Source organism: Kitasatospora sp. SC0581, from assembly GCF_048159585.1.
Taxonomy (GTDB): Bacteria; Actinomycetota; Actinomycetes; order Streptomycetales; family Streptomycetaceae; genus Kitasatospora.
In genome coordinates this window covers 12,871-28,281 of sequence record NZ_JBLRWA010000005.1, presented here as the reverse complement: position 1 = coordinate 28,281, position 15,411 = coordinate 12,871, and the positions used below count along the sequence as shown (strand labels likewise).

Annotated in this window: 5 protein-coding genes; all 5 read left to right on the top strand. The window is 71.4% G+C overall.

The window, feature by feature from the left end; translation table 11 throughout:
• The first annotated feature begins 37 nt into the window (after positions 1–37).
• The 5 genes from ACLWS4_RS11245 to ACLWS4_RS11225 all read left to right on the top strand — a co-directional run bounded on the left by ACLWS4_RS11245 (position 38) and on the right by ACLWS4_RS11225 (position 15,410).
• Entirely contained in the window at positions 38–1,819 is a 1,782-nt protein-coding gene (locus ACLWS4_RS11245) for a beta-ketoacyl synthase N-terminal-like domain-containing protein (RefSeq protein ID WP_416873981.1), read from the top strand.
• Positions 1,820–1,821: 2 nt separating this feature from the next.
• Positions 1,822–3,054 carry a cytochrome P450 gene (locus tag ACLWS4_RS11240; protein WP_416873980.1) on the top strand — a complete coding sequence of 411 codons (1,233 nt, stop codon included), beginning with the start codon at positions 1,822–1,824 and terminating at the stop codon, positions 3,052–3,054.
• Positions 3,051–3,743, top strand: coding sequence for a formyltransferase family protein (locus ACLWS4_RS11235; protein WP_049651695.1), 693 nt, complete (start codon positions 3,051–3,053; stop codon positions 3,741–3,743). The genes ACLWS4_RS11240 and ACLWS4_RS11235 overlap by 4 nt, the downstream gene beginning before the upstream one ends.
• Before the next feature lie 644 nt (positions 3,744–4,387).
• Positions 4,388–8,785, top strand: a complete 4,398-nt coding sequence (locus ACLWS4_RS11230; RefSeq protein ID WP_416873979.1) for a LamG-like jellyroll fold domain-containing protein — start codon at positions 4,388–4,390, stop codon at positions 8,783–8,785.
• Between the two features lie 88 nt (positions 8,786–8,873).
• The gene (locus ACLWS4_RS11225; protein WP_416873978.1) at positions 8,874–15,410 is read left to right on the top strand and encodes an RHS repeat domain-containing protein; all 6,537 of its coding nucleotides are present in this window, start codon (positions 8,874–8,876) and stop codon (positions 15,408–15,410) included.
• Position 15,411 lies beyond the last annotated feature (1 nt).

Genomic DNA, 15,411 nt, shown 5'->3' with positions numbered 1-15,411 from the left:
TCCACCCGACACGAAGCACACGAAGCAGGAGCCTTCCATGACCGACAGCCCCGAGCAGGAGTACGACCCGGGTGACGTGGCCGTCATCGGCATGTCCCTGCGGGCGCCCGGCGCCCGCACCAAGGAGCAGTTCTGGGACGTCCTCGTCCACGGCCGGGAGACCGTGTCGTTCCTGGCCAAGGAGGACATCCACGTCGACGAGACCCTGATCCACAACCCGTCCTACGTCCGGGCCTGCGGCGTCCTCGACACGTACGACAGGTTCGACCCGTCGGTGTTCGGCATCAGCGACCGGATGGCCGCCGCGATGACCCCGGAGAACCGGCTCTACCTGGAGAGCGCCTGGGAGTCCCTGGAGGACGGCGGCTACGACCCGGACCGGCTCACCGCCGAGATCGGCATGTACGGCGCCAACAACCCGCAGACCGCCGCGCTCTACAGCTCCCCGCCGGACCGGGCGTCGGTCGGCCCCGAGGCGATCGAGGCCAGCCTGGCGTGGTCGCCGGACAGCATGACCTCCAACGCCCTGTACTACATGGGGCTCACCGGCGAGGCCGTCACGGTCGCCGCCGTCTGCGCGGGCTTCCACTACGCGGTGCACCTGGCCTGCCAGTCGCTGCTGCTCGGCCAGAGCGACATGGCGATCGCCGGCGGCGCGATGGTCCGCCTGCCGCACCCGCGCGGGCACCTGTGGGAGGAGAACCGCATCCTGTCGAAGGACGGCCACTGCCGTCCGTTCGACGCCAACGGCACCGGCAGCGCGCTGTCCAGCGGTGTCGTCACCCTGCTGCTGAAGCCGCTCGGCCGGGCCGTCGCCGACCGCGACCACGTCTACGCCGTCGTCCGGGGCTCGGCCGTCAACAACAACGGCGTCAGCGCGATGGCGTACGGCCTGGCCCAGCCCGAGCGGCTGAGCGCGTGCATCGCCGCGGCGATGGAGGTGGGCGGCGTCAGCCCGGACACCGTGTCCATGTACGAGGCCAACGGCCTCGGCCTGCCGGTGACCGACGAGCTCGAAGTCCACGCGGCGACCATGGCGTTCGGGAAGCAGACCGCGACCGCCTCGATCGGCGGGGTCAAGGGCAACGTCGGCCACGGCGGCGTGGTGTCCGGCGGCTTCGGCGCGGTCAAGGCCGCGCTGGCGCTGTACCACCGGACGCTCCCGGCCACCATCAACCTGACCGAGGTCAACCAGGACCTCGACTTCCCCAGCACCCCCTTCGTCCCGCAGATCGAGGGCGCGGCCTGGGAGCCGGAGGCCGGCATCCGCCGCGCGGGCATCACCTCCCTCGGCGGCGGCGGCTACAACGCCCACCTGGTGCTGGAGGAGCCGCCGACACCGGCCGGACGCGCCCCCGAGGAGGCGGGCCGCCCCCGGCTGGCCACCCTGTCCGCGATGGACGACGACGCGCTGGCCCGTCAGCGCACCCGGCTCCGGGAATGGCTGGAGGCCCGCCCGGAACTGCGCCTGGACGACGTCTGCTTCACCCTCAACCTCGGCCGCAAGGTGATGGGCCGCCGCTGGGCGGCCGTGGTCCGCAGCCGCGAGGAGCTGATCGCGGCGCTGTCCGACGACGCCCGCGGCCCGGTCGCCTCGACCGCCGCCGCCCCGCGGACGGACCCGGGCTCCTTCTCCCGCACCAACACCGGGATCGTGCCGTCCGGCCAGGACGCGCCGGCCCTGACCGGCCTGGCCGCCGCCTGGGTGACCGGCCTGCAGGTGGACTTCGACGCCCTGCACCGGGACGGGGCCGGCCGCCGCGTGCCGCTGCCCGCCTACCCCTTCCAGCCCCGCCGGTTCTGGCGGACGGACTGGTAGGCATGAGCACACCGGCACTGGACACCGTGGACCTGGGCGACCCGGCCACCTTCGCCGACCACGACCTCGACGGGTTCTGGCGCACCCTGCGGGACACCGCGCCGATGCACTGGAACCCGCCGGTCGACGGCCGCCGGGGGTTCTGGGTGCTCTCCCGCTACGACGACATCATGGCCACCTACCGGGACAACGTGAACTTCACGTCCCAGCGCGGCAACGTGCTCGTCACCCTCCTGGAGGGCGGCGACGCCGGGGCCGGCCGGATGCTGGCCGTCACCGACGGGCCCCGGCACCTGGAGCTGCGCAAGATCCTCCAGCGCGTGCTCTCGCCGCGGGTGCTCGACGAGGTCGCGCGGACCGTCCGGGTCAACACCCGGCAGTGGATCCGCGAGGCCGTCGGCTCCGGCGGCTGCGACTTCGCGGAGCGGATCGCCTCGCGGATCCCGATGACCACCATCTCCAACCTGCTCGGCGTCCCCGAGCGGGACCGGGACTACCTGCTCAGCCTCACCAAGACCGCGCTGTCCGCGGACGACGAGGACGTCGACGAGGTCGACTCCGAGATGGCCCGCAACGAGATCCTGATGTACTTCATGGACATCGTCGAGGAGCGGCGCGAGGCACCCGGCGACGACGTGATCAGCATGCTGATCGGCAGCGCCGTCGACGGTGTGCCGCTGTCCGACGAGGACGTCGTGCTCAACTGCTACAGCCTGATCATCGGGGGCGACGAGACCAGCCGGCTGACGATGATCGACTGCGTCCGCACCCTCGCGGCCCACCCCGGGCAGTGGCGCCGGCTCAAGCGGGGCGAGGTCGCGATCGAGACGGCCGTGGACGAGGTGCTGCGCTGGGCGTCGCCCACCATGCACTTCGGGCGCAGCGTCGAGCGGGAGACCGAACTGCACGGCGTACGGCTGCGGCCGGGCGACATCGTCACGCTCTGGCACGCCTCCGGCAACCGGGACGAACGGGTCTTCGCCCGGCCCGGGGAGTTCGACCTCGGCCGCACCCCCAACAAGCACCTGGCCTTCGGCTACGGCCCGCACTTCTGCGTCGGCTCGTACCTGGCCAAGGTGGAGATCGCCGAACTGCTCAAGGCCCTGCGGGACTTCACCCTCGGGTTCGAGCAGACCGAGGAGGCGCTGCCGATCCGGTCCAACTTCCTGACCGGGTTCTCCACCATGCCGGTGCGCTTCACGCCCGACCACTCCGGACTGAGAGAGTGCGGATGAACATCTACATGTCAGGACAGGGGGCGTTCGCGGTCCAGGTCGCGGAAGCCCTCCTGGACAAGGGGCACAAGATCGTCGGCGCGGCCGCGCCCCGGCTGCGCAAGGGCAGGACCGACGAGAGCGACGCGATGTCCTGGGACCGCCTGCGCGCCTGGGCGTTCCCCCGGGACATCCCCTGGACGGACTCGCTCGAACTGCGGGCGATGCACATCCCGGACGGGGTGGACGTCATCCTCGCCGCGCACTCGCACGCCTTCCTCGGCCGGCGGACGCGCGCCCGGGCCGGCCTCGCCACCATCGGCTACCACCCCAGCCTGCTGCCGCTGCACCGCGGCCGGGACGCGATCCGGTGGACCATCCGCGACGGCGACAAGGTGACGGGCGGGAGCGTCTACCACCTCACCGAGCGCACCGACGGCGGCCCGCTCGCCGCCCAGGAGCACCTGCTCGTACCCCCGGGCTCGACCGCGCAGAGCCTGTGGCGCGACCATCTGGCGCCGCTCGGCGTGCGACTGCTGCTCAAGGTGGTCGACGACCTCGCCGCCGACCGGCGGATCGAGGTGCCCCAGGACGAGAAGCTGGCGACCTGGGAGCCCGCGATGGACACCCAGCCGCTGTTCAAGCCCGAACTCATCGCCCTGCCGGGCAGCGTCCGGGTCGACGGCAGCGCGCGGGCGCTGCACGAGTGAGGGCCGTGTAGCGCCGCGACGGCCGAATTGCCGCGATCAACTCCTCAGGTGCCCCCGGGTGTTCGATACTCCGGGGGCACCTCTGTGCTTTCGGAAAGCCGGAGTTGGCAATTCTGCTGCCCATTTTCCCGACAACTCGACTGCGGTGAAGCCTGGTTATCCGACCTGACGGCCAGCCAGCAGGAATCGGATTTCCCGCGCCGAACCTCGCAAGAACGACCTTTCGGATCCCGGGAACCGTACGGCCCCGCCGAGCGTCCCGCCTCGCGCCCGCCGCCCGGATCCCGCCGCGAAACCCATGGTGACCAGCGGAGATTGCCCGGCGGAGCGTCGTCGATCCGGCGGCCGGAGCGGCGCCCCGGTGCCGTGCGTCACCGTTCGCGACCGCCGGACGTGCCTCGGAGGCAGGCTGGCGACCGCCCTTCGGGGCGTGATTTACCTCACACCCTAGTGGTCGGTTCATCCGTTTTCACCCGAGCTGCCCCCCGTCTGACAGGGCCGCAGCAAGGGCTCTTTTCTCATGCATTTCTGATGAAGCGTTGACAGCTCTTTTAGGTGTCCATAAAGATCCGCTCAAACTTCGCCCACATTCCGGAAGTCGGAGCTTACGCACAGTGAGAACAGCAGCAAGACGGTCGGGCAGCATGCTCGCCGCGGCACTCGCCGCGGTCGCGCTCGCCGCGACCGCGGTGGTGCCCGCCGCCGCCGCCGGAGGGACACCTCCCCCCGGCGTGACGGAGCCCCAGGACACCGCCGAGACCCTGGCCGTCCAGGAGGCCGCCCGCACCGGCAAGCCGGTCGAGGTGCTCGCCAAGCGCGGCGAGACCAGCGACACCGTCGCCCAGCCCGACGGCAAGCTGAAGACCACCACCTACGTCCAGCCCAAGCGGGTGCGCAAGAACGGCGCCTGGGTCGACCTCGACCCCACCCTCCGGACGCTGCCCGGCGGCGCGATCGCCCCCAAGGGCTCCACCGCCGACCTGACGTTCTCCGGAGGCGGCACCGCACCGCTGGTCACCATGGCCCGGGCCGGCAAGGAGCTGAAGCTCAGCTGGCCCAAGCCGCTGCCCAAGCCGACCGTCAACGGCGCGACCGCCGAGTACGCGTCGATCCTGCCGGACGTCGACCTGAGGCTGTCCGCCACCAAGACCGGGTTCACCCAGGTCATCGTGGTGCACACCGCAGAGGCCGCCAAGAACCCCGAGCTGGACCAGCTCCGGCTCGGCCTCCAGGGCAACGGCCTGACGGTCAGCCAGGAGGCGGACGGCACCCTCAAGGCCAAGGACCCCTCCGGCGGCGGCACCGTCTTCGAGGCGCCCGTCCCGGTGATGTGGGACTCCTCCAAGCCGGCCGGCGCCGCGCCCGCTCCGAGTGCCCCGGCCGCCGCGCCTACCGCGCCTGCCGCGCCCGCCGCGCCGAAGGCGTTCAAGGCCGCCCCGCAGGCGGCACCGCAAGCCGAGGCCGCGGCCCCCGCCGCTCCCGCCGCTCCCGCTGCTCCCGCCGCCCCCGCGCCGACCGACCCGGCCGTCGCCGGCTACGGCGACCTGCCCGGCGAGGGCGCCAAGATGACCCGCCTCAAGGTCGAGCTGCCCAAGGACGCCCTGCTGCTCTCGCCCGACCAGGCGATGCTGGACGCGCCGGACACGGTCTACCCGGTGATGATCGACCCGGCGTGGAACACCCCGCACGCCGGCGACTGGGCGGGCGTCTCGCGCACCTACCCGAACCAGGCGTACTGGCACTTCACGTACAACAGCAGCTACGTCCACGACTGGGGCGTCGGCTACTGCGGCGACACCTCCCGCTGCGCGCCGACCGACGTGAAGCGCGCCTTCTTCCAGGTGTCCAACCCGTTCGTCGGCAAGCAGATCCTCGGCGCCACCTTCGGCACCTACGAGAGCTGGTCGTACTCCTGCGACGCCCGGCCCGTCGAGCTGTGGAGCACCGGCTACATCTCCCCCGGCCTGAACTGGAACGCCCAGAACGCCTCCGGGTTCTGGAGCCGCTACCTGCAGACCATCAACACCGCCAAGGGCTGGAGCGGCAACTGCCCCGGCGGCTGGCTGGAGTACGGCGAGACCGGCGCGGTGAAGAACCTCGTCCAGGACGCCGCCAACTGGGGCTGGCCGACCATCACCTTCGGCCTGAAGGCCCAGAACGAGGGCGACACCCTCGCCTGGAAGCGCTTCACCGACGACGCCTACCTGCAGGTGTACTACAACCTGCGGCCGAACCAGATCCCGATGTCCGACATGACGATGTCGCCGGGCTCGGTCTGCCAGTACCCGGGCATCAAGATCAACAAGATGCCGCAGGTCACCACCCGGGCCACCGACCCGGACGGCGAGGCCATCGGCGTGCAGTTCGCGGTCGGCTGGGACGACGGCACCGGCCTGCGCCGGCGCTGGTGGTCCACCGGCTCCGAGGACGCCGCACCGGGGGGCAACACCTTCAAGGCCTCCGGCTCGATCTTCTCCTGGCCGCTGCCGACCGACCTGCCGAAGAACCTCCAGCTCGACTGGGAGGCCCGCGCCTGGGACGGCGCGCAGTGGGGGCCGTGGTCCTCCGACGGTGACCCGACCGGCTGCTACTTCATCGTCGACACCTCCGCACCGGACGGCCCGGCGATCACCTCGGACGCCTACCCCGGCTCCAAGGACGCCACCGCGGCGCTCCCGTGGACCGACGGCGTCGGCAAGAGCGGCCAGTTCACCCTGAAGTCCGCCGCCACCGATGTGGTCAAGTACCAGTGGGGCCTGGACACCTCGCCGTCCGCGGCGAACGAGGTCGCCACCAGCGGCGGCGCCGGACAGACCGTCCGCATCCAGCCGCAGACCGCCGGCGTCCACTTCATCTCCGCCCGGGCCGTCGACGGCGCGGGCAACGCCTCCCAGCCCGAGACGTACTACTTCAACGTGCTCACCGGGCAGGCCCAGCGCACCGGCTGGTCGATGGACGACCCGAGCGGCACCAGCGTCACCGGCACCGGCGGCGGCTTCGAGGCCACCCTCGGCTCCGGCGCCACCGCGGGGGCCCCCGGCCACCTCGCCGAGGGCCTCGCCCTCGACGGCACCGCCAACGGCTACGCCGAGACCCAGGGCAACGTGCTGGACACCACCCGCGGCTTCGCCGTCTCCGCCTGGGTCAACCTCACCGGCGACACCACCCGCAACCGGGTCGCGGTCAGTGAGAACGGCAACTGGGCCGCCCGCTTCGCCCTCGGGCTGATGAACGGCAAGTGGACGATGTGGACCTCCACCCAGGACACCAACGCCGTCTACACCCTGGAGCCCGCGAGCTCGGACACCCCGGTCGTGCTCGGCCAGTGGACCCACCTGGTCGGCGTCTACGACCCGACCGCCAGGACCAGCACCCTGTACGTCAACGGCGTGCCCGGCACCCCGGTGGCCGTCACCGCCGCCTGGGACGCGCGCGGCCCGCTGGAGTTCGGCCGCTCCAAGTGGCACGGCAACTGGACCGACCCGTGGACGGGCTCGGTCGACGAGGTCCGGCTCTGGGACCGCTCCCTGAGCAAGGCCGAGGCCGCCGACGTGGCCGCCGACAAGCAGCTCGCCACCGGCCGCCCCGCGAAGGCGGTCTGGCACCTGGACGGCAGCTCCGCCAAGCCCGTCGGCACCACCGAGACCGACAACCTGACCGCCTACAACGGCGTCGCGCTCGGCCGCCCCGGCATCGCCGACAAGGCGATCCACCTGGACGGCGCGGACGACTACCTGCGCGGCACCCGCCCGCAGGTCGACGGCAGCCGGGACTTCTCGGTCTCCGCGTGGGTGAAGCTGCCCGCGCCGACGCCGGGCGACACCACCCCGAAGATGGCGGTCACCCAGATCGGCCAGCACAACAACGAGTTCTCGCTGTACTACTCGCCCTACTGGGGCCGCTGGATCTTCGGGCGCTACAAGGAGGACAGCTCCGCCGACACCCTGGTGCGCACCTGGCAGGACGCCTGCACCGCGGGCAGCCAGATCAACGGCGTGCCGTGCTTCACCGGCACCACCGGTGAGTGGACCCACCTGCTGGGCGTCTCCGACACCGCCGCGAAGAAGCTGCGCTTCTACATCAACGGCTTCCTCGTCGGCCAGTCCGACTACACCCAGAACGCGCCGTGGGCCAACCCCGGCCCGATCCAGATCGGCGCCGTCAACCGCGAGGGCGTCAACGGCGAGTTCTTCGGCGGCGAGATCGACGACGTGCGGATCTACGACCGCGTCGTCACCGGCCCCGAGGCCGGCGCCATGGTCCAGCAGCGCCCGCAGCTGGCCGGCCGCTGGAAGCTCAACACCGCCACCAGCACCCCGGCCGATGCCCCGGCCGTCACCCCCGACGAGGGCCCGGCCAAGGCCGGCGCCCAGCTCGGCGGCGGCGCCTCGATCAAGGCCGACGGCGGCCTGTTCCAGACCCCCGGCACCCTGCTGCTGAACGGCTCCACCGGCTACGCGGCCACCGGCTCCGTCCCGCTGCACACCGGCCAGAGCTTCACCCTGGCCGGCTGGGCGAACACGGCGGGCGTCCCGACCCGGGACATGACGGTGCTGTCCGTGGCCGGCGCCAACAACAGCGCGGTCACCCTGCGCTGGCACCCGCTGGGCAACGACGCCAACGGCCAGCCGACCGGTCAGTGGCAGGCCGAGGTCCGCGACTCCGACGCCAACGGCGCGGCGCGCACCCTGACGACCCACACTCCGGCCACCTCCGTCATGGAGAACTGGACGCACCTGGCGGTCAGCTACGACGCCTTCGCGGACCGGCTCGCCCTGTACGTCAACGGCCAGGTCGAGAACCAGGGCTGCGCGGACGGTGACAAGTCCTGCACCCCGCACATCTCCTGGACGGGCGCTCCGCAGCCCTACGAGGCGGGCGGCGGCGTGCAGTTCGGCCGTACCAGGGCGTCCGGCGCCTGGGGCGAGTACTTCTCCGGTGAGCTGGACGACGTCTGGCTGTACCAGGGCGTGCTGAGCCCCGCGCAGATCGCCAAGCTGGCCGACTACAACGTCGAGCTGGGCACCTCCACCGGCGTCTGATTCCCCAACCTTCCGTGGGCCGGGCGGCTTCCTGCCGCCCGGCCCACGGTCCGTCACACCCGTTTTCCCCTGAGGAGTTGTTCCCCACATGAGCAGGAAGAGGTCGGTGCCGAGGCCGACCCGCACCAGAGTGTCCGCGATCATCGCGGGCACGCTGGTCGGGTCGCTGCTGCCGGCACTGCCGCTGGCCGCCGTCGCGGCGGCCGCGGAACCGTACACCAGGCCCTCGGCGGTCTCGCCCGAGAAGCCGGTCAAGGGCTCGGACGCGAAGGCCAAGGGCCGCAAGGCCGACACCACCGTCAGCACGGTCGACGGCAAGCACGGCGCCCTGCCCGGCGCGGGCAGCGCCACCGTCGACGTCCCCGGCGAGAAGGGCAGGGCCGTCAAGGCCGGCAAGCTGCCCGTCGCCCTCTCCTCCGCCGGCGCGGCGGGCAAGGCGAAGGTCGAGCTGCTCGGCCAGGACGCCGCCGCGAAGGCCGGGATCAACGGCCTGCTGCTGACCGTCTCCGGCGCCGACGAGAACAGCGGCCTGGCCGTCGACTACTCGTCCTTCGCCCAGGCCGCCGGCGCCGGCTTCGGCTCCCGGCTGAAGCTGGTCCGCCTGCCCGAGTGCGCGCTGACCACGCCCGACCTGCCCGAGTGCCGGGTGCAGACCCCGCTGCCGGGCGGCAACGACGTGGCGAAGCAGACCGTCGCCGCGGACTCCCTGACCACGGCGCCGGCCGGGTCGATGCGGCTGGCGTCCGCGCCGGGCGCGATGGTGCTGGCCGCCACGGCCGGCAGCGCCGGTCCGAGCGGCGACTACAAGGCGACGCCGCTGACCCCGGCGTCCTCCTGGTCGACCTCGCTGAACAGCGGGTCGTTCAGCTGGTCGTACGACATGCCGCTGACCACGATGCCCGGCGGGCTGACCCCGAAGATCGGGCTGTCCTACAACTCCGGCGCGATCGACGGCCGGACGGCCAACAGCAACAACCAGGCCTCCTGGGCCGGCGACGGCTTCGAGCTCTCCCCCGGCTTCGTCGAGCGCAGCTACAAGGCCTGCGCGGACGACGGGGCGCCCAAGACCGGCACCAACAGCCCGGGCGACCTGTGCTGGGGCACCGACAACGGCACCATCAGCTTCGGCGGCCACTCCGGCGAGCTGATCCCGGTCTCCGGCGACGAGTGGCGGATCAAGGGCGACGACAACACCAAGGTCACCCGCCTGCGCGACACCGGCCGGGGCAACGGCGACAACGACGGCGAGTACTTCCGCGCCACCACCGCCGACGGCACGAACTACTACTTCGGCTACAACCGCCTGCCGAACTGGTCGGCGGGCAAGCCGGAGACCAAGTCCGTCTACACCGTGCCGGTGTACGGCAACAACGCGGGCGAGCCGTGCAACGGCGCCGACTTCGCGTCCTCCTGGTGCCAGCAGGGCTGGCGGTGGAACCTGGACCTGGTGGTCGACGCCCACGGCAACGACATCACCTACTGGTACACCCCCGAGACCAACAACTACGGCCGCAACCTGAAGGCCTCCGACCGCACCCCGTACATCCGGGGCGGCCGTCTGGACCACATCGAGTACGGCCAGCAGCAGCAGGACGTCTACTCGGCCACCGTCAAGCCGATGGGCCGGGTCGACTTCGGCACCGCCGAACGCTGCCTGGAGACCAACGCCGCGCTCTGCGACCCGGCGAAGATCGACGCCAACCGGCAGTACTGGTACGACACCCCGTGGGACCAGAACTGCAAGGACGGCACCGACTGCACCGGCCAGTCCTCGCCGACCTACTTCACCCGGACCCGGCTGACCTCCGTCACCGCCAGGACGCTCCAAGCCGACGGGAACTACGCCGCGGTCGACACGTGGACCCTGAACCACAAGTGGGGCACCGCCGACTTCGACTACCAGCTGCTGCTGGACTCCATCCAGCACACCGGGTCGTCCGCCGCCCCGGCGATCACCCTGCCGAAGACCGGCTTCGCCTACAAGCAGTTGGCGAACCGGCTCGACAAGGTCGGTGACGGCCGCATGCCGTTCATCAAGCAGCGCCTGGGCACCATCACCGACGAGCAGGGCGGCCAGCTCGACGTCAACTACTCGGCCGCGGCCTGCGACTGGAACGCCCTGCCCACGCCGCAGTCCAACACCACCCGCTGCTTCCCGCAGATGTACCAGCCGTCCAACGACGTGCCGGTCACCACGGAGTGGTTCAACAAGTACGTCGTCGAAGCGGTCATCGCCACCGACCGCACCGGCGGCGCGCCCGACATGGTCACCCACTACAGCTACCTCGGCGACGCCGCCTGGCACTTCGACGACGAGGACGGCCTGACCCCGGCCAAGCTCAAGACCTGGTCCCAGTGGCGCGGCTACGCCCACGCCCGGGTCGAGACCGGCGGCGTCACCGGCATGACCACCCAGGCCGACCACTACTTCCTGCGCGGCATGGACCAGGACCGCGACAACCCCGGTGACAAGAACAGCAAGCGCGGCGTCACCGTGGACGACGGCCAGGGCACCGTCCTGACCGACGACCAGGCCTGGGCCGGCTACGAGTACCGCAGCGAGCAGTACGACAAGCCCGGCGGCGTGATCCTCTCCAAGTCCGTCAGCACCCCGTGGAAGAAGGAGACCGCCAAGCGCTCCAACGACTGGGGCACCACCACCGCCAACCTCACCGGCACCCAGGCGACCCGGTCCTTCACCTCCCTCGACAAGGGCGCCGGAGCCTCCTGGCGCGAGACCCGCACCGCGACCTCGTTCGACGGCTACGGCCGTACGACGCAGAGCGAGGACCTGGGCGACGTCGCGGTCGGCACCGACGACACCTGCACCCGCACGACGTACGCGGACAACACCGCGGCCTGGATCCTCACCGGCAGCATCCAGATCGAGATGGTCGCCGCCAACTGCTCGGCGGCCATGAACCGCGACACCCAGGCGGACGGCACCTCCGCGGTCCTGTCGGACATCCGCACCCGCTACGACGGCCAGGCCTACGGCGCGGCTCCCGTCAAGGGCGACGCCACCACCGTGCACACCCTGAAGTCCCGCTCCGGCAACCGCGCCACCTACCTGGACGGGACGACCCACTACGACGCCTACGGCCGTGCCGACAGCACCACCAAGCTGGCGTCCACCACGGTGTTCGACACCACGGGCGCCACGGGACCGGTGACCACCGCCAGCCCGCTGGCGCAGACCACCACCACCGGCTTCGCCCCGGCGAACGGCCGGCCGACCAAGGTCACCACGACCGGGCCTCCGGTGGTCGCGGGCAACCCCGCCACCGCCATGGTCTCCGTCACCGACCTCGACCTGCTGCGCGGCCAGGCCGTCGACACCGTCGACGCCAACAACCGCCGCACCGACTCCCAGTACGACGCGCTCGGCCGCACCCTCAAGGTCTGGCTGCCCAACCGGTCCAAGGGGACCGGCCAGACCCCGAACCACGAGTTCGGGTACATCGACAACGACGGCCAGATCCGCGTCATCTCGACGAAGGAGCTCAACGCCGACGGCTCCCAGGCCACCGCGTACACCTTGTACGACGGCTTCGGCCGGATCCGGCAGACCCAGGACCCGGGCGACAACGGCGGCCGCGTCCTGACCGACTCCTTCTTCGACGAGCACGGCCAGGCCGCGCTCGCCTACGCCCCGTACTACGCGACGGGCGCGCCCTCCACCACCTTGTTCAAGGTCGAGGACGCCACCGGCGTCGAGACCCAGACCGCCAACAGCTATGACGGCCTCGGCCGCGTCGTCAAGTCCACCACCCTGGCGGGCAACGGCGTCGGCACCCCGATCTCCACCACGCTCACCGAGTACGGCGGCGACCGGGTCACCGTCACCCCGCCCACCGGCGGCACCCCGGCGACGACCATCAGCGACGCCCGCGGCCGGACCACCGAGATCCGCCAGTACCGCGGGGGCTCCCCCGCCGGTGACTACGACCGCACCACCTACGCCCACGACGCGGCCGGGCACACCACCCGGCTGACGGACCAGTCCGGCACCCAGTGGAGCTGGACGTACGACCAGCAGGGCCACCAGGTCAAGACCGTCGACCCGGACTCCGGCACGGCGGTCAAGACCTACGACGACCGCGGCCGGCTGGCCACCAGCCGGGACGGCAACAACCAGACCCTGGCGTACGTCTACGACAACCTCGACCGGCAGACCGAGCTGCGCTCCGGCTCCGTGTCGGGCCCGCTGCTCACCTCGCAGACCTGGGACCCGTCCGGCAACAAGGGCCTGATCTCCTCGGCGACCCGGTACTCCACCGTCGGAGGCACCGCGTACCCGTACACGACCACCTGGTCGCTGTACGACGCGCTGGGCCGCGCGACCCGGACCACGCTCAGCGTTCCGTCCGTCCCGGGCCAGGAGGCGCTCGCCGGGAACTACGTCAACGGCACCGTCTACCGGCTCGACGGCAAGCCGCAGAGCACCAGCTACCCGGCGGCCGGCAACCTCGCCGCCGAGTCGGTGGCCTACGGCTACGACGCCCTCACCCGGATGACCACGGCCCAGGGTCTGAGCAGCTACCTCACCGGCCAGACCTACAGCCTGACCAGCAAGCCGCTGCAGAGCACGCTGTCCGACGGGACGGCGAACAAGCAGCTCTACCTCACCAACGCCTACGAGTGGGGCACCCAGCGGCTGGCGTCCAGCCGCACCGACCAGTACGGCGTGGCGAGCCCGCTGCGCGCGGCCGCCTACACCTACGACCAGGTCGGCAACGTCACGTCGATCACCGACACCTCGCGCGCCGGCACCGACCGGCAGTGCTTCCAGTACGACTACCTGGCCCGGCTCACCGAGGCGTTCACCCCGAGCGGCACCGGCTGCCCGGCCACGCCCGACGCCAAGGCGCTCGGCGGCCCGGCCCCGTACTGGACCAGCTGGCAGTTCAACCCCGACAGCACCCGGGACACCCAGACCCGGCACGACACCACCGGAGACCCCGCCAAGGACGTCACCACCAAGTACAACTACCCCGGCGCGACGGCCGCCCAGCCGCACACCCTGAAGGGCACCAGCGGCACCGGCGTCCTCGCCGAGACCGCCGGCTACGACCCGGCGGGCAACACCATCGCCCGCCACCGGGACCTCGCCGCCGGAGCCACCAGCGACCAGGCGCTGACCTGGGACGCCGAGGGCAAGCTCGGCAAGGTCGTCGACACCGTCAAGAACGGGCCCGTCACCAGCACGAAGACGACGGAGTACCTCTACGACCCCAGCGGCAGCCGGCTGACCTCGCACGTCCTGGACAGCGCCAACCCGGGCGCCGAGAACTGGACGCTCTACCTCGGCGCCACCGAGCTGACCCTGGCCAAGGGCGCCGCCAAGCCCGCCGCCACGCGCTACTACTCGCTGGGCTCGGCGGTCGGCGTCCGCACGGACGACAACAAGGTCGGCTTCCAGGTCACCGACCACCACGGCACCTCCGAGCTCAACGTCGACGCCTCCACCGGCACGGCGGCGCAGCGCCGGACAACCCCGTACGGCGAGCAGCGCGGCGCCGCGCCGGCCTCGTGGGCGGGCAGCCGGGGCTTCCTCGGCGGCGTCAACGAGCCGACCGGGGTGGTCCACCTCGGGGCACGCGACTACGACCCGTCCCTGGGCCGGTTCCTCAGCATCGACCCGGAGTTCAACCCGACCAGCCCCAAGGAGCTGAACGGGTACGCCTACTCGGGCGGCAACCCGACCAGCACCAGCGACCCCGACGGCCGCAAGATGTGCGCCGACGACTGCTCGGGCAACGACATGGCGTTGCACGGCTGGGTCGGCATGAACGGCACGTTCCACGAGCCGACCAAGGGCCCCCAGTGCGTCACCAGCTGTGTCACGGACACCCCCGCCGATGACGGCGACGGCGACGGTGGCGGTGGCGGTGGTGGCGGCGGCGGCGGTGGCGGCGGCGGCGGATCGAAGCCGACCCCGAGCAAGACCACCGTGGGCACCCCCGAGAACCGCAAGCTGTGGTACGAGGCCCGGGTGGCCTGGCTGATGCAGAAGGACAACCCGATCATCGGCGAGTACCTGAACAAGATCCGGGAGATCAACAAGAAGTACTGCCGCCCCTCCGCCAAGGACGGCTGCCAGTTCGCCAACATGGCCCAGGACATCCTCGACAAGAACATGGTCGAGGAGGCCGCCGGCCGGATCGACGAAAGCGCCTCCCCGTTCGACCCCAAGACCTTCACGCGGCTGGCGAAGGGCAAGATCTCCCAGGGCGGATTCAGTCTCGGCGAGTACCGGATCGCGTTCGACCTGGCGCAGGGAGGCCACAAGGTGGTGGCGATCCCCGAGGCAGCGGGCAAGACATCGGACGCCTACGTGGACGGCGTGCCCTCAGAGTTCAAGGCATCTACCGGTAAGAGCGATGACGTCGTCAGGGACCAGCTCAGGGGCGTGACGGAAGGCAAGGGAGCCGTCCGGGCCTATGTGACCGTCGCGGATGGATACAGCGCCAAGACGGCCATGGCCAGTCTCAACAAGTTCCTGACCAACAACACGGCCCACTTCCAGGAGTACCAGATCTGGGCCCGGGGCGACCTCCGGGGCGGCTGGGTGATCAGCGGTAAGATCGGCAGTGAACCCAAGTGCCGTGGCGGGGGGTGCTGAG

Coding starts and splice junctions, on each gene's coding strand:
- ACLWS4_RS11245 (WP_416873981.1), top strand. CDS start 38: ATGACCGACAGCCCCGAGCAGGAGTACGACCCGGGTGACGTGGCCGTC.
- ACLWS4_RS11240 (WP_416873980.1), top strand. CDS start 1,822: ATGAGCACACCGGCACTGGACACCGTGGACCTGGGCGACCCGGCCACC.
- ACLWS4_RS11235 (WP_049651695.1), top strand. CDS start 3,051: ATGAACATCTACATGTCAGGACAGGGGGCGTTCGCGGTCCAGGTCGCG.
- ACLWS4_RS11230 (WP_416873979.1), top strand. CDS start 4,388: ATGCTCGCCGCGGCACTCGCCGCGGTCGCGCTCGCCGCGACCGCGGTG.
- ACLWS4_RS11225 (WP_416873978.1), top strand. CDS start 8,874: ATGAGCAGGAAGAGGTCGGTGCCGAGGCCGACCCGCACCAGAGTGTCC.